The 22,365-nt window shown below is 70.7% G+C and carries 24 protein-coding genes; 19 read left to right on the top strand and 5 right to left on the bottom strand.

Annotated elements, in window-relative coordinates; all coding sequences use genetic code 11:
- The first annotated feature begins 549 nt into the window (after positions 1–549).
- From ABEA24_RS33705 to ABEA24_RS33645, 13 genes are all read left to right on the top strand, one after another.
- The gene (locus ABEA24_RS33705; RefSeq protein WP_345435887.1) at positions 550–1,170 is read left to right on the top strand and encodes a hypothetical protein; all 621 of its coding nucleotides are present in this window, start codon (positions 550–552) and stop codon (positions 1,168–1,170) included.
- 16 nt (positions 1,171–1,186) lie between these two features.
- The gene (locus ABEA24_RS33700; protein ID WP_345436225.1) at positions 1,187–1,915 is read left to right on the top strand and encodes an IclR family transcriptional regulator; all 729 of its coding nucleotides are present in this window, start codon (positions 1,187–1,189) and stop codon (positions 1,913–1,915) included.
- Positions 1,916–2,054: 139 nt separating this feature from the next.
- A complete protein-coding gene (locus tag ABEA24_RS33695; protein ID WP_425551265.1) occupies positions 2,055–2,912 on the top strand; it encodes an NAD(P)-dependent oxidoreductase in 858 nt (285 codons plus the stop codon).
- A 120-nt stretch (positions 2,913–3,032) separates the two neighbouring features.
- Positions 3,033–4,001 carry an ArsR/SmtB family transcription factor gene (locus ABEA24_RS33690; RefSeq protein ID WP_345435885.1) on the top strand — a complete coding sequence of 323 codons (969 nt, stop codon included), beginning with the start codon at positions 3,033–3,035 and terminating at the stop codon, positions 3,999–4,001.
- 77 nt (positions 4,002–4,078) lie between these two features.
- On the top strand, positions 4,079–5,185 hold the full coding sequence (locus tag ABEA24_RS33685; protein WP_345435883.1) for a ferritin-like domain-containing protein: 1,107 nt from the start codon (positions 4,079–4,081) through the stop codon (positions 5,183–5,185).
- A 327-nt stretch (positions 5,186–5,512) separates the two neighbouring features.
- Positions 5,513–6,097, top strand: coding sequence for a septal ring lytic transglycosylase RlpA family protein (locus ABEA24_RS33680; RefSeq protein ID WP_345435881.1), 585 nt, complete (start codon positions 5,513–5,515; stop codon positions 6,095–6,097).
- Positions 6,098–6,490: 393 nt separating this feature from the next.
- A complete protein-coding gene (locus ABEA24_RS33675; protein ID WP_345435879.1) occupies positions 6,491–7,603 on the top strand; it encodes a sensor histidine kinase in 1,113 nt (370 codons plus the stop codon).
- Entirely contained in the window at positions 7,600–8,277 is a 678-nt protein-coding gene (locus tag ABEA24_RS33670; RefSeq protein ID WP_345435877.1) for a response regulator, read from the top strand. Before ABEA24_RS33675 ends, ABEA24_RS33670 begins: the two co-directional genes overlap by 4 nt.
- Before the next feature lie 69 nt (positions 8,278–8,346).
- Positions 8,347–9,228, top strand: a complete 882-nt coding sequence (locus tag ABEA24_RS33665; RefSeq protein WP_345435875.1) for an ABC transporter ATP-binding protein — start codon at positions 8,347–8,349, stop codon at positions 9,226–9,228.
- Between the two features lie 36 nt (positions 9,229–9,264).
- Complete coding sequence (locus ABEA24_RS33660; RefSeq protein ID WP_345435873.1) at positions 9,265–10,008, top strand: ABC transporter permease; 744 nt, start codon at positions 9,265–9,267, stop codon at positions 10,006–10,008.
- Positions 10,008–11,168, top strand: a complete 1,161-nt coding sequence (locus ABEA24_RS33655; protein ID WP_345435871.1) for a sensor histidine kinase — start codon at positions 10,008–10,010, stop codon at positions 11,166–11,168. The genes ABEA24_RS33660 and ABEA24_RS33655 overlap by 1 nt, the downstream gene beginning before the upstream one ends.
- Before the next feature lie 30 nt (positions 11,169–11,198).
- On the top strand, positions 11,199–11,804 hold the full coding sequence (locus ABEA24_RS33650; protein WP_345435869.1) for a response regulator: 606 nt from the start codon (positions 11,199–11,201) through the stop codon (positions 11,802–11,804).
- 53 nt (positions 11,805–11,857) lie between these two features.
- Positions 11,858–12,145 carry a YciI family protein gene (locus ABEA24_RS33645; RefSeq protein ID WP_345435867.1) on the top strand — a complete coding sequence of 96 codons (288 nt, stop codon included), beginning with the start codon at positions 11,858–11,860 and terminating at the stop codon, positions 12,143–12,145.
- Positions 12,146–12,506: 361 nt separating this feature from the next.
- Here ABEA24_RS33645 and ABEA24_RS33640 read toward each other — a convergent pair whose 3' ends face one another.
- Complete coding sequence (locus ABEA24_RS33640) at positions 12,507–12,917, bottom strand: cupin domain-containing protein (RefSeq protein ID WP_345435865.1); 411 nt, start codon at positions 12,915–12,917, stop codon at positions 12,507–12,509.
- 213 nt (positions 12,918–13,130) lie between these two features.
- Here ABEA24_RS33640 and ABEA24_RS33635 point away from each other — a divergent pair, with 213 nt between their 5' ends.
- From ABEA24_RS33635 to ABEA24_RS33625, 3 genes are all read left to right on the top strand, one after another.
- A complete protein-coding gene (locus tag ABEA24_RS33635) occupies positions 13,131–13,511 on the top strand; it encodes an NUDIX domain-containing protein (RefSeq protein WP_425551264.1) in 381 nt (126 codons plus the stop codon).
- 94 nt (positions 13,512–13,605) lie between these two features.
- Positions 13,606–14,805: a UDP-N-acetylglucosamine--N-acetylmuramyl-(pentapeptide) pyrophosphoryl-undecaprenol N-acetylglucosamine transferase gene (locus ABEA24_RS33630; RefSeq protein ID WP_345435863.1), complete on the top strand. Its 1,200-nt coding sequence runs from the start codon at positions 13,606–13,608 to the stop codon at positions 14,803–14,805.
- A gap of 141 nt (positions 14,806–14,946) precedes the next feature.
- Positions 14,947–15,525, top strand: a complete 579-nt coding sequence (locus ABEA24_RS33625; protein ID WP_345435861.1) for a biotin transporter BioY — start codon at positions 14,947–14,949, stop codon at positions 15,523–15,525.
- A 150-nt stretch (positions 15,526–15,675) separates the two neighbouring features.
- Here ABEA24_RS33625 and ABEA24_RS33620 read toward each other — a convergent pair whose 3' ends face one another.
- Positions 15,676–16,299, bottom strand: coding sequence for a TetR/AcrR family transcriptional regulator (locus ABEA24_RS33620; RefSeq protein ID WP_345435859.1), 624 nt, complete (start codon positions 16,297–16,299; stop codon positions 15,676–15,678).
- Positions 16,300–16,377: 78 nt separating this feature from the next.
- Here ABEA24_RS33620 and ABEA24_RS33615 point away from each other — a divergent pair, with 78 nt between their 5' ends.
- Positions 16,378–17,667 (top strand): GH1 family beta-glucosidase, encoded by a 1,290-nt coding sequence (locus ABEA24_RS33615; protein ID WP_345435857.1) that lies wholly within the window; start codon positions 16,378–16,380, stop codon positions 17,665–17,667.
- On the opposite strand, the gene ABEA24_RS33610 is transcribed toward ABEA24_RS33615, so the two are convergent.
- Complete coding sequence (locus ABEA24_RS33610) at positions 17,668–18,726, bottom strand: CapA family protein (RefSeq protein ID WP_345435855.1); 1,059 nt, start codon at positions 18,724–18,726, stop codon at positions 17,668–17,670.
- 63 nt (positions 18,727–18,789) lie between these two features.
- Between ABEA24_RS33610 and ABEA24_RS33605 the strand changes: the two genes are divergently transcribed.
- On the top strand, positions 18,790–19,950 hold the full coding sequence (locus ABEA24_RS33605) for an aminotransferase class V-fold PLP-dependent enzyme (RefSeq protein ID WP_345435853.1): 1,161 nt from the start codon (positions 18,790–18,792) through the stop codon (positions 19,948–19,950).
- 46 nt (positions 19,951–19,996) lie between these two features.
- Here ABEA24_RS33605 and ABEA24_RS33600 read toward each other — a convergent pair whose 3' ends face one another.
- Positions 19,997–20,926, bottom strand: a complete 930-nt coding sequence (locus tag ABEA24_RS33600; protein ID WP_345435851.1) for a CU044_5270 family protein — start codon at positions 20,924–20,926, stop codon at positions 19,997–19,999.
- The gene (locus tag ABEA24_RS33595) at positions 20,919–21,488 is read right to left on the bottom strand and encodes an RNA polymerase sigma factor (protein ID WP_345435849.1); all 570 of its coding nucleotides are present in this window, start codon (positions 21,486–21,488) and stop codon (positions 20,919–20,921) included. The genes ABEA24_RS33600 and ABEA24_RS33595 overlap by 8 nt, the downstream gene beginning before the upstream one ends.
- Before the next feature lie 217 nt (positions 21,489–21,705).
- On the opposite strand from ABEA24_RS33595, the gene ABEA24_RS33590 reads away from it, so the two are divergent.
- Positions 21,706–22,356 carry a hypothetical protein gene (locus tag ABEA24_RS33590; RefSeq protein ID WP_345435847.1) on the top strand — a complete coding sequence of 217 codons (651 nt, stop codon included), beginning with the start codon at positions 21,706–21,708 and terminating at the stop codon, positions 22,354–22,356.
- The last annotated feature ends 9 nt before the right edge of the window (positions 22,357–22,365 follow it).

Genomic DNA, 22,365 nt, shown 5'->3' with positions numbered 1-22,365 from the left:
GATGGGCCGACCGGAGGCGCGGCACCCGCGAGATCGGACGACGCGGGTACCGAGGAACCGGCCGGGCCCGCAGGGCTGCTGCCCGCAGCCGAGCCGACTAGGCCCGCCGGCCTGTTGGACCCCAGTGGGCCGGCCGGTGGGATGGCGTGGCCCGTGAGACCGAGGGACGCAGGCGCGGGTGAGCCGGTGGGGGCGGATGGTGATTCCGGGCTCCGTTTGGGAGTGGCGCCAGAGGGGGCCGCTGTGGAGACGGGCCGGGTGAGCGAACCGGCGGCCGGGAGTTGGATGGCCTGGAGTGCCACCAGCGAACGGCGGGGGGCGTTGACCGCGCTCGCCTCCACCGTGACGGGCGGCTCCATCGGCACGGACGCGCCCGTCCGTACCGACACGTGGAGTGTTCGCGCCGCCGTCAGGTCGCCGAGGTCGCAGCCGAGCACGGTCGCCGACCGGATGGCCGCGCAGGCGGTCTCGGAGTTCTCCCAGCTGGCGGGCTGTGCGGTCGTCAGCACCAGCCGTACGCCGATCGCCGGTCCGCCGACCGGGCGTACCGTGACCGCGTACTCGACCGCCCCGGGCGTCACCGCGACGACGAGGACGGTGGTCTCAAGACGCACCTCGCGGCCCGGTGTCGCCGGAGCCGCGGTCGCGGAGATGGATGGCGTCGCCTCCGCAGGCGTCGCCGGCGACACCACCGACGCGGGCGACGCCATCGACACCACCGACGCGGGTGACGCCGTCGACGTGGGTGACGCGACCACCGGTACGGTGACCGCCGACGCGGGCGTGACCTGCCCTGGCAGTGGGACCGACCACGTGACCGCCGGAACGGTCATCGCAGTGGTACCGATGGCGGTCAGAACGGTCTTGGACACCGCCTTCATCGAGCTTCCCCCCACACGCACGCCCGTCTTCCTCCGGGGGGACGGGCCGGGAGCCCGCGAGGTGATCGCTTCCCACTACTACCGCACGATCGCCGGCCGTAACCACGGCCCGGCGGGCGTTTCGGGGAAGCGACACGTTGTCTTTCCCGACCGACCGACGTCTTTCCCGACCAACCGACCCCGACCGACCTCCCGGCCCCGACCGACCTCCCGGCTTTCTACACTTCCGACAGATGTCGAGAGGAGTTCGAGTGGCGATCGACGGGGAGGCACGGGCGGCCACGCCTGAGCGCTCGGCGTCCAGTGTGCGCTCGCTGGAGCGGGCGTTCGAACTGCTGGAGCATCTGGCCGACGCGGGCGGCCAACTGGCCCTCACCGAGTTGGCCGAGGTCTCCGGGCTGCCGATGCCGACCATCTACCGGCTGATGCGGACCCTGGTGAACCGCGGATACGTCCGTCAGGAGCCGTCCAAACGGTACGCGCTCGGCCCGCGGCTGATCCGGCTCGGGGAGACCTCGGAGCGGCTGCTCGGCTCGTGGGCGCGGCCGGCGCTCGCCCAGCTCGTCGACGAGGTCGGGGAGACGGCCAACATGGCGCTGCTCGAGGGCGACGAGGCGGTCTACGTCGCGCAGGTCCCGTCCCGGCACTCGATGCGCATGTTCACCGAGGTCGGCCGGCGTGTCCTGCCGCACTGCACCGGCGTGGGCAAGGCCCTGCTGTCGCAGCTGCCCGAGCCGATGGTCCGGGAGATCATCGGCCGTACCGGCATGCCCGCGTACACCCCGCACACCATCACCGACGTGGCCGCGCTGATGGAGGAGCTGGCGCGTATCCGGCAGCGCGGGTACGCCCTCGACGAGCAGGAACAGGAGATCGGCGTGCGGTGCGTCGCCGTCCCGGTGACCGGCACGCCCACTCCGGCGGCGATCTCGGTGTCCGGACCGCACGGCCGCCTCACCCACGAGGTGATCGAGGACGTCGTGCCCATCATGCGCCGTACCGCCGGACAGCTCGCCCGGCGCCTGTCGGCCTGAGCCCTACCGGCGTGGGCCTGAGCCCTGCGGTGGCCGGCCGTCGAACGAGGCCGTCCGTTCAGTCGTCCCGCGCCTATCAAGTGGGGAAATATCGGGCGGATCAGGGTCGTCGCACCGCGCTCTGGGTAATGGAACCGCCATGAACGAGCTCACCGTCGCCGTACTCGGGACCGGGATCATGGGCGAGCCGATCGCCCGCAACCTGTTGGGCGCCGGACACCTGGTACGCGTGTGGAACCGCACGCGGGCCAAGGCCGAGCCGCTCGCCGCGGACGGCGCACGGGTGTGCGACGAGCCCGCCGAGGCGGCCGACGGTGCGGACGTCGTCGTCACGATGCTCCACGACGGCGAGACCGTCGAGCACGTCATGGCCGGAGTGCTCCCGGCGATGGAGGAAGAGGCGGTGTGGGCACAGATGAGCACCGTCGGGGCCGAGGCCGCCGACCGCCTCGCGGACCTCGCCGGCAAGCGTGACGTGCCCTTCATCGACTGTCCCGTGCTCGGCAGCCGCAAGGCCGCCGAGGACGGGGCGCTCATCGTCCTCGCCTCCGGTCCGCGCGACGAGCGCGCGGAGCAGGTCTTCGCCGCGGTCGGCTCTCGTACGGTGTGGCTGGGCCAGGGCACGGAGGCATCGCGCATGAAGCTGGTCCTGAACAGCTGGGTCCTCGCGCTGACCGCGGCCACGGGCGAGGCGCTCGCGCTGTCGGAGGCGTTCGGCCTGGATCCCCGGCGGTTCCTCGAGACGATCGCGGGCGGGTCTCTCGACTCGCAGTACGCCCAGATGAAGGGCAAGGCGATCCTGACCGGTGAGCTGGCGCCGACCTTCAAGGCGGTCAGCGCCGCCAAGGACGCCGCCCTGGTCGCCTCGGACGGGCGGTCCGCCGGGGCGAATCCCCGGGTCGCCGAGGCCGTACGCGACCAGCTGCGCCGCGCCATCGAGTTGGGCCACGGCGACGAGGACATGGCCGCCGTCTATTTCGCCGCGCGCCAGACCTGAACCACACGATGTTCCGATGACCGTTCCGCGAGCGACCGCGGAACCTCATCATGGATGCCGACGTCCCAGATCCGAATAAGAACGCGGAACGGGGAAACGGTGCCCGGAACTCACGCAGGAATGACCGAACTGCACATCAGCGGACCCGACGCCTCACGTGTCCGTGTGGCCCTCGATCCGTACATCTCACTGCTGGCTCTCACGACCGACGCCCTCGGGCGACGCCGAGGGGCTCCGGAACGGTGGCGCCATCGGATCCGCGCCACGATCTCGCCTCCCAACGCGGCGGCGATCCGCCCGATGGTGGCGCCGGGGCGCTCCGTGGTGCCGGAGTCCGTGACGCCGATCAACCCGGTGGCGGAGGCTCCGGTCACGGACCTCATCGAGCGGCTGCGCGACATCTCCGCCGACGAGCTCCGGTCGGACGTGGAAGGCGTCTTCGGCGGGCGGCCGCCCGCGGACTGGGGGTCGGTGGCCAAGCGCCCGCGGTACTGGCTGTACCACCACGCGGAGGCCACGAGGGAGGCCTGGTCCGCGGTACGGCCGCTGTGGCAGCAGGCCCGCCCGCTGCTCCACCGCGAGGTCGAGCGGGTGGGCACCGCGGCGGTACGCGGCCGGCTCGACGTGGTCCTCGGCGGATTGCATCCGCGCAGCCGGTACGAGGACGGCGTCCTCAAGATCAGCGACCCGGAGCCGACCCGATTCGAGCTCGGCGGCCGGCCGCTCGTGCTGGTGCCGATGCTGTCCGGCGGTGACGCGCTGATCTGCAACTTCGACCGGCCCGACGCCGTGTGGATCGGCTATCCGATGCCGGGCGTGGAACGGCTCTTCCGCGGCGAGCCCGAATCGGTCGGCGACGACGCCCTAGAGCTTCTGCTCGGTCCGGTACGCGCTCAGGTGCTGGGCGTTCTGGCGCGGCCGCAGACGATGGGAGAGCTGGCGGCGCTCACGGAGCTGGCGCCGAGCGCGGTCACGTACCACTGCGAGCGGCTGGCGGCCATCGGCCTGGTCCAGCGCGAGCGGCGCGGACGCCAGGTGCACGTGTCCCGTACGCCGCGCGGCGAGAGCCTCATAGAGATGTTCCGGTAACGACCTCGACGGCATCTGCTTTACGTGCTACCAACAAATGTAAAGCCAAACCCTCGGGTCCCTCGGGAGGTCCCCCGATGACGATGCGCGACCGCTACACCACCCCTGTCACCGACATGACGTGGGAGGTGCCCGCCGCCGGCGCCGCGCGGTTCTCGTGGGAGTACGACGACGGCCGCGACCGCCTGCTGTCCCTCTACCAGAAGGGCAAGGACAAGCAGTGGGACGCCCAGAAGCGCATCGAGTGGGACCTGCCGGTCGACGTCAACAACGTCGCCGGGCTGCCCGACGAGTTCAACCCGCTCGTCGGATCCGACATCTGGGAGCGCATGCCCCAGGACGGGCGCGATGAGTTCGGCCGTCACCAGGGCGCCTGGCTGTTCAGCCAGTTCCTGCACGGGGAGCAGGGCGCGCTGACCGTCTCCGCGCGGATCGTCGAGTCGGTGCCCGACCTCGATTCCAAGTTCTACGCCGCCACCCAGGTGATGGACGAGGCCCGGCACGTCGAGCTGTACAAGAAGTTCGTCGACGAGAAGCTCGGCATGTACTACCCGATCAACCAGGACCTCGCGAAACTCCTGGAGGAGTCGCTGACCGACGGCCGCTGGGACCTGCCCTACCTCGGCATGCAGGTCCTCATCGAGGGCCTGGCCCTGGCGTCCTTCGGGCTCTACCGCGACATGTCGACCAACCCGCTGGTCAAGCAGCTCCTCGCGTACGTCATGCAGGACGAGGCGCGGCACGTCGCGTTCGGCCGGCTGGCGCTGAAGGACTACTACGCCGAGCTCACGGAGAAGGAGCGCGCGGAGCGCGAGGAGTTCGTCGTCGAGGGCTGCTACCTGATGCGCGACCGGTTCAAGGGCAGGGAGATCTTCGAGAACCTCGGGATGCCGGTCAAGGAGTGCATGGAGTACGTCGACAACGGGCCGATCTACTCGCTGTACCAGTCGCTGCTGTTCAGCCGGATCGTCCCATGCGTCCGCGACATCGGCCTGTGGGGCGACAAGGTGCAGAAGGCCTACGCCGACATGGGCGTGCTCGACGCCGCCAAGGGCGATCTGGTCCAGCTGATGAAGCAGGATGAGGAGATCGCCGAGGAGGTCGACCGGGCCAAGCACGAGCGCGAGCTCGCCGAGCGCCGGGCAGAGGTCCAGGCGGCGATCGCCGACGGCGCCGCGGAGTAGCCCGCCCTCCGGCGTCATCCCGGAAGGGGCAACCGGGTCACCGCCGGGTGGCCGACCGTTGGCACCGCCGGGTGGACGGTCCCGTCACCGTCGGACGGCTCTCGATCAACGCCGGGCGGCGCACGCCCGGTCACCGCCGGGGGGTGCCCCTGGTCACCGGCGGGTGGCGCGGCTCCAGCATGCCGAAACCGGTGAGTTACCCACGATCACAGACCGCTACCCCTATCGTCGGGGACTTGTGCGCGGCGCCTCCGGGCGCGGTGCCGCTCGGGCCTTACCGGCCTCCGGCCGAGGCCCGATGTCCTGTCCCCTACCGAAGGACGCTCTGTGGGTGGTTCGGGCCGACATCGCCGGGTCCATCGATTCACACGTCTCCGTACGCGCCTGCTCGCGATCGCGGGTCTGGCCGCCGCCTTGCTCGCGGCCGCCGTCGCGACCCTGATCGGATCCGGCCGGTCCGCGCCCCGGGCTGACGTCGGGGCGGCGGTGGCCCCCGCGGCCCCGCCGATCGTCCCCGAACGGGCGAGCCGGGCGCACCGCCGCAGTCCGCTCCGGGCCCGGTCGGCGCGGCATCGTACGGTGCGGAAGAGGGCGCGCCGTACGGCAACGCGGACCGAGGTGGTGGACCAGGGGACCTGCGAGGCGTCGTTCTACGGGACGGGCCCGGCGACCGCGAGCGGCGCGCCGTTCGATCCGCGGGCGCTGACCGCCGCGCACCGTACGCTGCCGATGGGCTCGCTGGTCCGCGTCACCAACCTGGGCAACGCCCGGTCCGTCGTCGTACGGATCAACGACCGGGGGCCGTTCGTGCCGGGGCGATGCCTGGACCTGTCCACGGCGGCGATGCGGGTGGTCGGAGGGGTGCTCTCGGGCGTCATCCCGGTGCGGTACGAGGTGTTGGCGGGAATTTGAGCGGATGATCCCCGTCTGAGGACGATCCCCGCCTAAAATGAGTGAACGCCCGCGGGTAGGCCCCTTCCCCCAAAGAAGCTCAACCCGCGGACGTTCACCTTCCTGCGGCTTGGACGGGTACAGATCCAAGCCTGCGGATCCGGCCGTCGCATCGCGTCCCCCGTTGAATCCCCCAATTCATCGCGACGCGTCAGCCGTATAGGGTGGTCCGTGTTCTTGCAGTAGCTACGGTACGTGAGACGGAAGCGGCATTCCGTCCACCTCTGGTTGACACTTCCCCGTACACCCCCGGTTGACCTGCGGCTTTGCCCTCTTTTGGGGTTGGCAAGGCAAGTATCGACCGATGATCGGAATGTGACTGTGAGGGGGTCGCCGGCGAGGGCCGGCGGACGCGTGAGTCTGGCCGACGTCATTCTGTCGGCCGGGGTGTTCGCGGTGTTCATTCCCTACATTCACACGAGTGACAATCTGCACCTCACGCTGTCGCTCGGCGCCGCGAACGCCGGCCTGTTGCTCGCGAAGAAACGATTCCCACTGATAACGCTCGCCGGGTGTCTGCTGTTGACATGGATACTGTCGGTGCTGCTGCGACGGTCCTACCCCGTGACCCCGGCGACCTTCATCGCCCTGTACGCGGTCGGCCGTTACTGCTCTCGCAGCGTGGCGCTGGCGGCGGCGGTGGTGACGATCCTGATCGGGTTCGCCGTCGCCCAGGTGGCCGCGAGCATCCCGTCGTACACCCTGCACAACGTCGTGAACCTCGGCTGGGTGGTCTTCGCGATTCTCGCCGGTGCGTGGGTGCGGACCCAGAAGACGTACGTTCGTGACGTCGAGGAGCGGGCCGAGCGCGCCGAGCGCGGCCGCGAGGAAGAGGCACGGCGCAGGGTCGCGGAGGAGCGCGTGCGCATCGCCCGGGAGCTGCACGACATCGTCGGCCACGCGCTCATGTCGATCAACGTCCTGTCGTCCGTGAGCTCCCGGATCATCGAACGCGACACCCGGGCGGGACGGGACGCGCTGCGGACGATCAGCGAGGTCAGCAACTCGGCGCTGCGGGAGATCCGCAGCACGCTGAGCCTGCTGCGGGAGGGCACCGAACCACTCAAAAGCCCCGAACGCGGACTCGACGACCTCGAGGCGCTCATCGACCAGTCCCGGCTGAGCGGCCTGCCGGTGACGCTGAAGGAGTCCATGACCGACCGGGGCATCCCGGCGATCATCGGCTTCACGGTGTACCGCATCGTCCAGGAGAGCCTGACCAACATCACCCGGCACGCCAAAGACGTCACCAGAGTCATTGTCGCCGTCATCTGTGCAAACGATCACCTGGATGTCACCGTCGTGAACGACGGCGCTCCGGCCTCCATCGTCGAGGGCGGCGGCATCGGCATCCAGGGCATGCGCGAACGCGTCACCGCCATCGGGGGCCGCCTCGACACCACGGCGCTTCCCGGCGGCGGGTTCCGCGTACACGCGCGTCTGCCGCTGAAGGAGGCATCCCGATGACGATTCGTGTCCTACTGGCCGATGACCAGACCACCGTACGGGCGGGGTTCCGGATGCTCATCGACTCGACCGAGGACATGCACGTCGTGGCCGAGGCGGCCGACGGCGCCCGCGCCGTCGAGATGGCCCGCGCCACGGTGCCCGACGTGGTCCTCATGGACGTCCGGATGCCCGGAATGGACGGCATCGAGGCCACGCGCCGGATCACGTCCGACCCGGCGCTGTCCACCGTGCACGTCCTGATCCTCACGACGTTCGAGCACGACGAGTACATCTTCGGCGCTCTCCGGGCCGGCGCCGGCGGATTCCTGCTGAAGGACACCGATCCGGACGATCTCCTGGACGCGATCCGGGTCGTCGCCTCCGGAGAGGCGCTCCTCGGCCGGGGACTGACCAGCCGGGTGATCAAGGAGTTCGCGGCGCAGCCGCAGCAGCCGGAGCCGGGGTCCAAGGACCTGGACGTGCTGAGCGAGCGGGAACGGGAGGTCCTGCTGCAGATCGCGATCGGCCTGACGAACGAGGAGATCGCGACGAAGCTGCATCTCAGTCCCGCCACCGCCAAGACGTACGTGCACCGGATCATGACGAAGCTGCACGCCCGCGACCGGGTCCAGCTGGTGATCTTCGCCTACGACAAGGGGCTCGTACGACCTCGGTCACCGGAACGGCGATGACAAATGTCATCGCGAACCGAGGATCGAGCACACTAGGGCGCTGACCGGCGCGAATCTAGCGTTCTAGGCATGAACGCAATCGCCTTCACCGGGGTGTCCAAGAGCTACGGAACGGTCCGCGCCGTCGAGGCGCTGGACGTCACGATCGACGCCGGCAGCACCGTCGCACTGCTCGGCCCGAACGGGGCCGGCAAGTCCACCTCGATCGGGATGCTGCTCGGCCTCGTACGGCCGACGGCGGGCGAGGTCCGTGTCTTCGGCGAGACCCCCGACACCGCCGTCAAGCGCGGCCAGGTCGGCGCGATGCTGCAGGACGGCGCGCTCGTCCCCGGCCTGACCGTCCGGGAGGTCGTCTCCTTCGTCCGGAGCATGTACCCCGAGCCGATGCCGCTGGAGCGGATCCTGGAGCTGGCGAACCTGACCGACATCGCCGGGCGCCGGGTCGACCGGCTGTCCGGCGGGCAGACGCAGCGGGTGCGGTTCGCGATCGCCATCGCCGGCGCGCCCCGGCTGCTGGTGCTGGACGAGCCCACGGCGGCGATGGACGTGGAGTCCCGCCGGTCGTTCTGGGCGAGCATGCGGGACTACGTCAACGGCGGCCGGACGATCCTCTTCGCCACCCACTATCTGGAGGAGGCGGACGAGAACGCCGACCGGGTCATCGTCATCGCCCGGGGCCGGGTCGTCGCGGACGGCACCCCGCGGCAGATCAAGGCGATGGTCGGCACCGGCACCGTCCAGTTCACGATCGGGGACCAGCCCACGGCCGGGCTCGACGCGCTGCCGGGCGTGCACACGGTCGACATCCGCGGGCCGATCGCGCAGTTGCGGACCACCGACCCGGACGCGACCGTCCAGGCGCTGTACGCCACGGGCCTGCGCGTCACCGGCCTGGAGGTCAAGGGCGCCGACCTCGAGGACGCCTTCGTCTCCCTCACGCGCGACCGCTGACCCGACGACCACGGCTTTTTCGGAAAGGACCGCACAATGCTTCGCTACCTGGGCGTGGAGATCCGGCGCACGATCCGCGACCGGCGCTTCATCTTCTTCACCATGGCCATCCCGGTCGCCTTCTACCTCCTGTGGGCGAACGTCTACGGCAAGAGCTCCGGCTCCGTCGCCGGGACGGATCTGAACGCCCGGGCCTACCTGCTCGTGTCGATGGCCTCCTACGGCGCCGTAGGGGCCGCGCTGACGACGACCGGGGCCCGGCTCGCGACCGAACGGCAGATCGGCTGGCTACGGCAGCTCCAGGTGACCCCGCTGCGCCCCTGGGCCGTGATCACCGCAAAGATCATCGCGTCGATGTGCCTCGCACTCCCGGCGATCATCCTGGTCGGCCTCGCCGGCGTACTGACGCAGCACGTCCACCTGTCGGCCGGTGAGTGGGCCGGGATGATCAGCCTGATGTGGCTGGGCACCCTGCCGTTCGCCGCGCTCGGCACGCTGATCGGCTCCCTCGTCGGCGCCGACGCCGCCCAGCCGGTGACGCTGGTCTGCTACTTCACACTGTCCATCCTCGGCGGGCTGTGGATGCCGGTCGACTCGCTGCCCAAGACGCTGCGGCACGTCGCGCACTGGCTGCCCTCCAACCGGTTCGCCGGGCTGGGCTGGAGCATCGTCGGCGGGCACGCGCCGTCCGCCTCGGACGGGCTCGTACTGGCCGGATGGGGCCTCCTCCTCGGCGTCCTCGCCCTCGCGGCGTACCGTCGCGCTACCGTGCGCTCCTGATGAACGCTTTCCTGCCCCGAGGCGCCGCCGAGACCACCACGCCTCGGTGGCACCGCCTTGTGTGGATGTCGATGGGCCTGGCCTACCTCTTCTTCTGGCCCCTGGCCGAGCTCCTGCAGCACGAACGGTCGACGGCGCGCATCGTGGTGTCGCTGGTGGCCCTGGCGGCGTTCATCGGGTTCTTCCTCGCCCTGGCCATCGGCAACAGGCTGGGGAGTAGGGAGACCAGCCGCCGCACCTGGGTCCTGCTCGGAATCGTCACGGCCATGGCGATCGGCTTCCCCCTTTTGCTCGGGGGACAGTGGGACGGCCTGCCGATCTACCTGGGCGTCGCCTACGCGATGACGCTGCCGCCCGCGTGGGCCCTGCGCGGCGTCCTGGTCGCGACCGCGCTGACGGCGGCCCTCGGCCTGGCGACGCACGTATCCGGCACGACGCTCCCGTTCCTGGCCTTCCAGACGCTGAGCATCAGCCTGATCCTGCTGGGCTTCCGGGGCAGCCGGATGCTGGTCGTCCAGCTGCAGGAGGCACGGAGCGAGGTCGCCCGGCTGGCCGCGAACGAGGAGCGACTGCGCATCGCCCGCGACCTGCACGACCTGCTCGGCCACACGCTCTCACTGATCGTCCTGAAGAGCGAGGTCGCGGTGCGGATCGCCGACCGCGATCCGGCCAGGAGCCTGGCAGAGATCAAGGACATCGAGACCGTCGCCCGGCAGGGCCTGACGGACGTCCGCGCGGCCGTCACCGGGTACCGGCGGCGCAGCCTCGCCGAGGAGCTCGACAACGCCCGCGGAGTCCTGGCCGCCGCCGACATCGAGCCGTCCATCAGCACCTTCGGCACGCCGCTGCCGGAGGGACTCGACGACCTGTTCGCCTGGGCGGTCCGCGAGGGCGTGACCAACATCGTCCGGCACTCCCGCGCCCGTACCGCCGGCATCTCGATCACCCGCCGGGACGAGGGCGCCGTCCTGCAGATCATCGACGACGGGTCCGGCCCGGCCGCGACGGACGATCCCCCGGACACCGGCGGAAACGGGCTGACGGGGCTCGGCGAACGCGTGGCCGAGGTCGGCGGATCGATCGAGTCCGGCCCAGGCCCGGCCGGAGGCTTCCGGCTGGTCGTCCGCGCTCCGCTCGACGCGCCGGCCGCGTCCGCGTGAGAGGGTCATCGGGTGCTTGAGGATCACGGGATGATTCGCGTACTGCTGGCCGAGGATCAGGGCATGGTCCGGGGCGCGCTCGCCACCCTGCTGAACCTCGAGGACGACATCGAGGTGGTCGGCGAGGCCGCCGACGGCGACGAGGCACTCACCGTCGCCGCCCGCACCCACCCCGACGTGGCGCTGCTCGACATCGAGATGCCGGGCCGCAACGGCATCGACACCGCCGCCGCTCTCCACGACACGCTGCCCGACTGCCGTGTGATCATCCTGACGACGTTCGGCCGTCCCGGCTACCTGCGCAGCGCCATGGAGGCGGGTGCGTCGGCATTCCTGGTCAAGGACAGCCCCGCGCGGGAACTGGCGGCCGCGATCCGGCGCGTCCTGGCCGGCGAGCGGGTGATCGACCCGGCCCTCGCGGCCGCCGCACTCAGCGCCGGCCCCAACCCCCTGTCCCCCCGCGAACGCGAGGCACTGGCCGCCGCGGCCGACGGCTCCACCATCGGCGACGTGGCCCGGAAACTGCACCTCTCGGAGGGCACGGTGCGCAACTACCTGTCCGCCGCGATCCGCAAAACCGGCGCCCGCAACCGCATCGAGGCCGTACGCGCCGCCCAACGCCAGGGCTGGCTCTAGAGGATCCGGCTCCGCGACGCCGTGTCATGATCCACTTCTGCCACAATCCACGCATGTTCATCGTCACGGTGACCTACACCGCACCACTGGAGGACGTGGACCCGTTGCGCCCGGCGCACGGCGACTGGCTCAAGGACCTCATCTCACGACGCCTGCTCCTCGTCGCCGGACGCCAGGTCCCGTTGATCGGCGGAATCTACCTCGTCCCCGACATGCCCGCCGAAGAGCTCGACCGCATGCTCGCCACCGACCCGTACCTCATCAACGGCGTCGCCGAGCACAGCATCACCGAGTTCACGCCGCTACTGGTGGCGACCGGCCTGGAGGACCTCAAGAGCTGACGCAACCTGGGCGATCCCTGGAGCAAACGGGACCCTTTTCCGGCCGGGACGGCTGCCCTCGTTCTGCGCTGTCCCGCCACACGACAATTTTCCCGCCTGAAGGTACAGCGCAGAACAAAGACCCTCGCCCGTTGGCGGCATTCAGGCGTTATGCCAGACCTCGCCGCCGTCCTCTGCAAGCCGGCCGTACGACCCCCGACCTGAGGGCCGTACGGCCGGAACACGGTCCTGCCGCTGTCTCACGTCAGAACCGTGCCCGCCGGTGCACGGTGACCGCGCTGCGGCCGCTGCTAGCCGCCGTGGGGGCGGCCGGCTGTTGCTCGGCCAGCGCGGAAAGGGAGATCCGGGGCACCGGTGGCCATCATGGCCGGGTAAACCGGAGGTGTCGTCGTTCGGCCAGTTCCTCCGCGCTGACCACGGTCAGAATCGGGGTACCCGGCTGCGCGAACATGGTCACCACCAGCTGCGACTGCGCGTCGGAAAGGTTGTTGCCGCCCTGGTAGTGGATCACGTCGCCCCCGGGCTCGAACACGGCGTCACCGGCCTTGAGCACCCGGGGCGGCTGCCCCTCCAGCTCGAAGAGGATCTCGCCCTGGGTCACGTAGCCGAAGATCGGCCCGGGGTGCCGGTGCGGCGGTGCGCCGGGGTCACCGGGCGACAGGGTGATCCGGACGGTCCTGGCCTCGGCACCGGCCGGGATCCGGGCCGCCGCCTCCGGCAGGGTCGCGATCACCTCAACGCCCGGGGGCAGGTGTGCGTGCTCAGCGCTCATGTATTCCTCCAAACAGAGACTGTCCGCAGTAAGGACAAGACGGCTCCCATGTTTGTGACAGCCCTACGCGGCGAACCTGCCCAGGGCCGCGCTGGAGATCCGATCGCTCGCCGACAAAGGGAGGCTCCGGGTCCCCTCAAACCCAAAGGCCTGAGTGAGCACCCGGCCGAGAGATACGGCCATGCTGTGGCGCATTTTCGGAATCGTCTTTACGTGAACAGGGGGCGCATGCCGGAGCGGTATCGGTCGATCATCGACGTGCACGTCATCCTGGAACGCGGCGACGAGATCCTGCTTCTGGAACGCCAGGGCACCGGGTACGGCGACGGCATGTTCCACCTGCCCAGCGGCCATCTTGAGCAGGGCGAATCCGTCACCGACGGCGCCGCGCGAGAAGCGCGCGAGGAGGTCGGCGTCCGGATCGATCCTTCCGACCTGCGCCTGGCCGCCGTCGTCCACCACTGCCGGCAACCGGATCTCGCCCGGCTGGGCATGTTCTTCGCGACCGGGCCGTCCAACACCATCAGCTACCCGGCCGCCGGCATCAACGCCTACCTGACCGGCACGCCCCTCGCCCTCCACGGCTGGGGATGAAGACCGGGCGATCTCTCGTTGTCGGCAGGGAGTGCCTTGATCACTTATACCGTGGGATGGATTCCGTCCACGTGATCAGATTGGCGCTCTCTCCGTGTACAGCGATACCGCCGGCCGTCTCCCGTCCGCTCCGGATCAGGTCTTCCGCCTGATCGTCACGGGTGGTGGGACGGGCGGCCACACGTACCCCGCTCTCACCGCCGTTCGTACGCTGCAGGCCAGGCTCGCGGCCTCCGGCCGGGGGCTGGAGGTCCTGTGGGTGGGGACCGCCGACAGTCTGGAGTCCCGGGTCGCGACCGGCGAGGGCATCCGGTTCGCGTCGGTCGCCACCGGCAAGATCCGCCGGTCCAGCAACCCGTTGAAGATGCTGTCGCCGGCCAATGTGAAGGACATGCTGCGGGTGCCGCTGGGCGTGCTCCAGGCTCGCCGGATCGTCAAGCGATTCCGGCCCGACGTGGTGCTGGCCACGGGCGGCTATGTCGCCGTTCCGGTCGGTCTGGCGGCCAGCATGCGCCGCCGTCCCCTGGTGGTCCACGAGCAGACCGTCCGCCTCGGTCTGGCCAACCGGTCCCTCGCCGGCCGGGCGACACGCGTCGCCGTGTCCTCGGAGTCCACTCTGCCGCTGCTTCCCGAGTCGGTGCGCTCGGCGGCGGTGGTCACCGGCAACCCGGTACGGCCCGAGGTGCTGTCCGGGCAGCCGGACAAGGCGATCCACGGGCTCGGCCTGCACCGCTTCGACCCGCGCCGCCCCACCGTGTACGTCACCGGCGGCGCCCAGGGGTCACAGCAGATCAACACCCTCGTCGCCGCCATCCTGCCGTGGCTGCTGTCCCACGCCAACGTCATCCACCAGTGCGGGCCGGACAACCTCGCCGACCTGCGGCAGCACACCGCCGGTCTGCCGGACGAGGCCGCGGCGCGCTACCTGCTGACCGGCTACGTGGGTCCGGAGCTGCCCGACGTCCTCGCCCTGGCCGACGTGGTGATCTCCCGGAGCGGCGCGGGCACGATCGCGGAGCTGACCGCCCTGGGCAAGGCGGCCGTGTTCATCCCCCTCGCCTCCTCGGCGGGTGACGAGCAGGCGCACAACGCGCGCCACCTGCAGGAGGTCGGCGCCGCCGTCGCGCTGGTCGGTGAGGCCACGCCGGAGGCCCTGGGCGCCGCCGTCGAGCCGCTGCTCACCGACCCTGCCCGGCGTACGACGATGGCGCAGCATGCCCGTTCCATGGGCCGTCCTGACGCGGCCGACCGGCTGGTCGACGTCCTGCTGTCCGTCGCCGACGGACAACGGTGAGGACGACCTGCCGACGGTCTCCACTGCGACGCGAGCGGGATTACAAAGCCGGGGTGGCATCTTTTGGCGGGAACGCCGCCCGCCGAGAGCGGCCCCTAGAAGCGACAATGAGCGCGATAACCCTCGAAAGGGAGGTACTTCGTGTCCAACACGCAGGCTGTGGCGACCCGTCCGGCCGTCCTCGGCGATCTGGTGCCGGGCCGGCTGGTTCGTGACGTCGCGCTCGTCGTCGGCGCGGCCGTCTTCGTCGGGATCGCCGCGCAGGTGAGCGTGCCCATCCCCGGAACGCCGGTGCCGGTGAGCGGCCAGACGTTCGCCGTGCTGCTGTCCGGGGCTGCGCTCGGGCTCGGCCGAGGTGCCGCCTCCATGCTGCTGTACGCGCTCGCCGGGATGGTCGGCGTGCCGTGGTTCGCCGAGGGCGCCTCGGGCTGGCACATGGCGTCGTTCGGTTACATCATCGGTTTCGTGCTCGCCGGGGCCGTCGTGGGCGCCCTGGCCGCGCGCGGTGGCGACCGGTCGCCGCTGCGGACCGTGGGCACGATGGCGATCGGTCTCGCGGTGATCTACGCCGCCGGGGTGCCGTGGCTGATGGCCTGGACCCACAGCGACCTGGGCAAGGCGCTGAGCTTGGGCGTCCGGCCGTTCCTCATCGGCGACGCGATCAAGATCGCCCTCGCCGCCGGACTGCTGCCCGGCGCCTGGCGGCTCCTCCGCCGCTGATCTGACGGTCCGGCCGGGCGCCGTCTCCGGCGCGCCGGCCCGGGCCGCATCGGCACGACGCGGGCCCGGTCCCCGTCTACGCGGCCGGGTTTCTTCCCCGACAGACGCCACCTGCGGGCCCCGCCCCGTACCGGGGGCGGGCCCGCGTCGTCATCGTCCGCCGAGGTGATCCGCCAGGTATCCGTGGATCAGGCGTTTCACCTCGGCGAGCAGCGCCGGGTCGCCCTCGGGATCGTGGCGGAACGCGAGCTTGAGCACCGCGTCCGCCGCCTCGACGGCGACGGCGAGCGCGGTGGCGAACTCCCCGTTGTCCGGCAGGTCGAAGGCCGAGACGAGCAGTGCCTTCAGCCGGTCGGCGACGACGGCGTTGTTCTCGGCCGCGACGTCGAGCAGGTGGACGTCGGCGATGTCCCCGAAGCGCAGGACGCGGAAGCCCGGGACCGTCCGGTGCATGTCCACGAAGATCTCGATCACGATGCCGACGGCGTCGTACCAGTGCGCGAACTCCTCCGCGGCGAGCGCCTCCCCTACTCGGTCGCCGAACATGTCGAGGTTGCGCAGCGCGAGCTGCTGGGCGATGGCCTTCTTGTCGGGGAAGAACTGGTAGACCGAGCCGATCGCGACGTCCGCCCGCTGGGCGATCTTGGTGGTGGACAGGCCGTCGTACCCGGATTCGTCGAGGATCTCCGCACAGGCGTCCAGCATGCGCTGGACGCGTTCGGCACTCCGTCGTTGCGCAGGTCGGCGCCGCAGCGCCGAGCTATCCGTCGTCACACGTCCAATCATGCCTTTTACGACGCGTATACCGGCGCGTAGGATCCGAGAACCATTCACGTTCTGCGGAGGCCGCCCGTGTTCCCCTCTGACTTCCAATGGGGCGTTGCCACATCGGCGTACCAGATCGAGGGCGCGACGACGGAGGACGGCCGGGGCCCGTCCACGTGGGACACCTTCTGCCGGCAGTCCGGCCGGGTACGCGACGGGCACACCGCCGACGTCGCCTGTGACCACTACCACCGCTGGGCCGAGGACCTCGACCTGATCGCCGGGCTCGGCGCCCGCGCGTACCGCTTCTCCATCGCCTGGCCTCGGATCCAGCCCACCGGCAGCGGTCCCGCCAATCCCAAGGGCCTGGACTTCTACGACCGGCTCGTCGACGGTCTCGCCGAACGCGGGGTGGCGGCCGTGCCCACGCTGTACCACTGGGACCTGCCGCAGCCGCTGGAGGACGAGGGCGGCTGGATGAACCGTGACACCGCCCACCGGTTCGCCGAGTACGCCGCGCTGGTCGCCGAACGGCTGGCCGACCGGGTCGACCTGTGGATCACGCTGAACGAGCCGATGGTCGTGATGGCCTACGGCTACGCCTTCGGTTTGTACGCGCCGGGGCGGGCGATGATGCTCGACGCCCTGCCCACCGCCCACCACCAGCTGCTCGGCCACGGCCTCGCCACGACCGCCCTGCGCGCCGAGGGAGCGGGCCGGATCGGGATCGCCAACCACTACACGCCCGCCTGGCCGGCCGGCGACGGCCCCGAGGACGTCACGGCGGCCGTGGCCTTCGACGCCCTGCTGAACTGGCAGTTCACCGACCCGATCCTGCTGGGCCGCTACCCCGGCCTCGGCCTGGACCTGTCCTACGTCCGGGACGGCGACCTGGAGGTCATCGCCGCGCCCATCGACGCGCTGGGCGTCAACTACTACAACCCGACCGGAGTCGCGGCCCCCGACGACGACACCCTGCCGTTCGCGATGCGGGACCTGACCGGCTTCCCGACGACGGGCATGGGCTGGCCGATCGTCCCCGACGGCCTGCACCGGCTGCTGGTCGACCTGCGGGAGCGGTACGGTGCAGCGCTGCCGCCGGTGTACATCACCGAGAGCGGCTGCTCCTACGACGAGTCACTCGACGACACCGCCCGGATCGGCTACCTGAACGCGCACGTCGGCGCCGTACGGGGGGCGATGAGCGACGGCATCGACGTACGCGGCTACTACGTGTGGTCGCTGCTGGACAACTTCGAGTGGGCCGAGGGCTACCATCCGCGCTTCGGCCTCGTCCACGTCGACTACGCGACGCAGAAGCGGACGCCGCGCGCGTCGTACGCCTGGTATCGCGACCTCATCGCGGCCACCTCCTGATCAGGGGGTGGCGATGAGGCCGGTGCAGCGGCGCAGCTTGTCCCACTTCGTATGATCGCGGGTCGCCGCCGCGCCGGTGAGCAGCCGCGGCACGCCCTTGGTGATGTACGCCGGCTTCCACTCGGCATTCAGGATCTTCCGCTTGCGGAGGGTCAACTCGAGGATGCCGGAGTGGGGGTCGTTCCGGTCCGGTGCGGTGAAGAAGAAGTTGCCGAACCCATAGTCGACGTACCGGCCCTTCATGAAGCCGCCGCCGAGCGGGATGTGCGCGTGCCCTCCGACGACCACGTCGGCGCCCGCCCGCACGAGGGCGCGGGCCAGGCTCTTCTGGCGGGGCAGCGGGCAGGGATTCAGCTCCTGGCCCCAGTGCAGGTAGACGATGACGGTGTCGGCCTTCTTGCGCGCCGCGCGGACCTCCTGGACGAGGCGCGGGACGTTCTTCGCCGAGGCCAGGCCGCCCTTCTTCGGGGTCGCCGTCCACGCCGTGACCAGGTTGTCGTCCAGGACCTGGGTGGCGCCGAGCACCGCGATCCGGTTCCCCTTCACCGTCACGTAGTAGGGCCGGTACGCCTGGGCGGCGTTCGCGCCGATGCCGACGACGGGGAACCGCGACTTCCTGATGGCGGCGAGCGAGTCGCGCAGGCCGACCGTCCCGTAGTCCATCGCGTGGTTGTTGGCCATGGTCACCACGTCGATGCCGGCGGACCGCAGCGCGTCGAACGCGCTCGCCGGAGCGCGGAACGTGAACTCCTTCGGCGCCTTCTTCCCCCGCGTCGTGATGGCCGTCTCCAGGTTGACCATCATGAGGTCGGGACGCTTCAGCTCGGGAATCGTCGGCCCCAGCGCGGTGGCCGGGTCGGCGAGGCGCTTGGCGAGCGGCCCGTTGAAGTGGACGTCACCGGCGAACCCCACCGTGATCGGCCCGTCCTGCACACCGCCCGCCACCGGGCCGGACGGAGCGGAGGCCTTCGGTGGACGCTTCGCGTCGCCGCCACCGCCACAGGCCGCCGCCACGCCGGCCAGACCGACCAGCGCCGCCGCCGCAACCGTACGCCGCATCACACCCCCTTCCCCCGGGAAAGGTCACAAGGATGGCACGTTTCGCCCGTCACGGATAATGGAGTGATCTTGCTGGACATCTCGGGCATTCGCGCAGAGACCCCCGGGTGCGCGGAGGTCGTCCACCTCAACAACGCCGGAGCGGCGCTGCCCCCACGGGCCGTGATCGACGCGGTACGCGACCACCTGGACCTCGAGGCGCGCATCGGCGGGTACGAGGCGGCCGACGCCGTCCTTTCCCGGATCACCGGCACGTACGACTCCCTGGCCCGCCTCATCGGCGCGCACCCCGACGAGATCGCCTACGCGGAGAACGCCACGCGCGCCTGGGACATGGCGTTCTACGGCATCCCCTTCCGCACGGGCGACCGCATCCTCACGACGGCGAGCGAGTACTCCAGCAACACGATCGCGTACCTCCACGCGGTCCGCCGGCACGGCGTGAAGGTCGAGGTCGTGCCGGACGACGAGTACGGCCAGATCTCGCTCGACGCCCTGGCGAACGCGCTCGACGACGACGTACGGCTCGTGGCGATCAACCACGTCCCCACCCACGACGGACTGATCAACCCGGCCGCCGAGGTCGGCCGCCTGACCCGCGCCGCGGGGGCCCTCTACCTCCTCGACGCCTGCCAGTCCGTCGGCCAGCTCGTCGTGGACGTCGAGGAGATCGGCTGCGACGTGCTGTCGGCCACGGGCCGCAAGTTCCTGCGCGGCCCGCGCGGCACCGGCTTCCTCTACGTACGGCGGTCGGTACTGGACCGCCTCGACCCACCGTTCCTGGACCTGCGCGCCGCCGACTGGACGGGACCGGACTCGTACGAGCTGCGCGGCGACGCGCGCCGGTTCGAGTCGTGGGAACGCTCGGTCGCCGGGCAGCTCGGCCTCGGCGCCGCCGCGGAGTACGCCCTGGAGGTCGGCATGGAGGCGATCGAACGGCGCGTGCTGGAGCTCGGCGCGCTGCTGCGGGCGGCCCTGGCCGAGAACCCGGCCGTCACCGTACGGGACCGGGGCCTGCACCGGTCGGGCATCGTGACCTTCACGCACCGCGACCGGGAGCCCGCCGAGATCGTCGCGTCGCTCGCCGAGCGATGGATCAACGTGCGGGTCTCCGAGCAGACGTACCGGTACGACGAGGGCGTGCGGCCGGCACCCCGGGTACGCGCGTCGGTGCACTACTACACCACCGAGGACGAGATCCGGCAGCTCATCACCGCACTCTGACACCTCACGAGGGGCGGCCCCGGATGCCCGGGACCGCCCCTGTGTGTCACGGGAGCTGCCCGACCCGGTCGACGTACGCCGTGCGCAACAGCACGCTGTAGGCGAAGACCGTCCCCGGCGGACGACCGTCGTAGCTCTTCACGAGCACGTCCTTCTCACCCAGGAACGCGTACGTGCTCCGATCAAAGATCAAGATGTCCCGCTCCCGGTGCTCGGTGCTCCCGCTCACGTAGGCCACCCCGATGCCCCGGCGCCCGGCTTCGTCGGCCACGTCCTTGACGACCGTCGCCCCCGGGATCCGGGCCATCGCGCCGAACAGCGCCGCCCGTGACCTGGGAGGGAGAACCTCTGCCGTCAGATCCGAGGCCTGCTCCCATGCGGCGTCCGCCTTGGAACCGTCCTCGCCCTGCTCGTAGAGATAGGCCAGCATCCGGCCCGCGTCGGTGGGCAGATCGCTCCGGTACGTCCGCGACGGTTCGCAGGACGGCGGATGCCGAAGGTCGGTCGCGGGGTGGTCTCCCTCCTCGCACGCCCACTCCTGGCCCCATCCCGTACGGCCGGGTGGCCCGCCGAGAGGCGGATTTCTGCGAAGCAGCCCGACATGGCGCCCGTCCACCGACAGCCAGTCCGTTCCTTCCTGCGTCTCCCCGTCCTGCCCCTCTTTGAAGTGCACGAACGCGAACTGGCCCGGACGTGGTGCCGGTTCCTTCGCCGCGGTCGCGGCCGCCCTGATGAGCACGTCCGCCGCCTGCGCCGACGCGGCCGGTTCCCGGGATCCGAACCGTACGGTCTGGACCAGGGCGAATGCCACGGCGAGGATCACGGCGAGTCCGCCGGCGACGGCCGCCCGCCACCGCCATACCGCGCGGGCGCGTGCGGGACCGGCCGACAGACGATTTCGCTGGCGGGCGAGCGTGCTGGGGGGTTCCTGGTTGAGCCGCTCGCCGAGCTCTCGGAGCATCGTCATCTCATCCATCGTTCCGCTCCTTCGTGGGGTCGGTTCCGCCGAGTGCGTCGCGGAGCTTGCGCCGGGCGCGGTTGAGGCGCGAGCGCACCGTGCCGATCGGGATGCCGAGCGCGCCCGCGGTCTCCTCGTACGAAAGGTCGGCCCAGGCGATCAGCAGCAGCACGTCACGGTCGCCGCGCGACAGCCCCGCGAGCGCCCGCGCCAGCTCGGGGCGCGCCGTCTGCGCGGTGACGTCCGCCAGCACCTGTTCGTCCGGGCCGACGGCGGCGTGCTCCGCTGGGGTGCGCTCCAGCGCCCGGTATCGGGCCGCCTCCCGGCGGCGATACCGCGAGATCAGCTTGGTGATGATGCCGAACAGCCACGGCCGGGCGTCGGCGTGATCCTGGTCGTACCGGTGACGCTTCTGGAAGGCGATGAGGAACGTCTCACCGACCAGGTCCTCCGCGACCTCCGGTCCGAGGCGCTTGACGACGTACCGGTAGAGCATCGCGGAATACCGATCGAAGATCGCGGCGAAGGCGTCCGGATCGTCGCGGGAGGCCGCGATGACCACGGAGTCCGGCTGTGTCACGGGCTCCGCGATCATCTCGGGGTGGCCTGTCCGGGCATGGGCGGCCCTTTCACTCGGGGGATCGGTCACCCGTATCTCGCCACAAGCCGGGAGCCGAGTTCACGCCGGTGCGTCTCGCGTCGGCGGACATGGCCCTCGACCTGCCGTGGCCGTTACGGACCAGGCCACATTCAGCCATCCGGTGCCCACTTTCCGTGACGGACCTTAGTCTCCATACATGCAGACGGCGACGATGACCGCACTCCTCGCAGCGATCATTGGCGCGCTCGGCGTTACGCTCGCCGGTTTACAGCTCCGGCAGAACCGCCGATCGGAGCCCTTCGCCGGGGAGCCCGACGAGCCGGCTCCGGCTCGTCGCGTGGAGTATGAGCCGACCTGGCCGGGCCCACCAGCGGCACCTTTCCCGGCACCGCCCCAGGCGAAGACGACGAGCTCGGCTGCGCGCCGACCGGGCTGCGTCGGATTCGCCGCGGGGGCCGTCCTCGCCCTGATCGTCCTCTCCGGCGCGGTGGTGATGGTGCTCTCGAGCGGGTCGGGCAACAACGGTTCGCCCCCCGGACCTGGCACGACCCAGTCCGTGGAGTCACCCACCGTCTCTTCACCGACCTCCACCACCGCCCCATCGCCCAGTTCCACCAGCGACCCGGTCCCCACGGTCACGGTTACCGTCACCGCTCTGCCGACCATCGGACCGCTCAGCGGGGGCCAGGGTGGCGGACCGGACGGCACGGCGCTGCTCGCCGCGATCGGGGCCGTCATCGCCGGACTCGGTACGGCGGCGTCCGGTGCGGCCTCCGTCATCTCGATGCGCCGCAAAGAGCCGGGACGGCGACGTGATACCCGAACGCGGTACCGCGGACGACTGTGATGGGACCAC

The sequence above is a fragment of the Actinoallomurus vinaceus genome, assembly GCF_039542055.1.
Lineage (GTDB): Bacteria > Actinomycetota > Actinomycetes > Streptosporangiales > Streptosporangiaceae > Actinoallomurus > Actinoallomurus vinaceus.
This window is presented reverse-complemented; position numbering and strand designations above follow the sequence as displayed.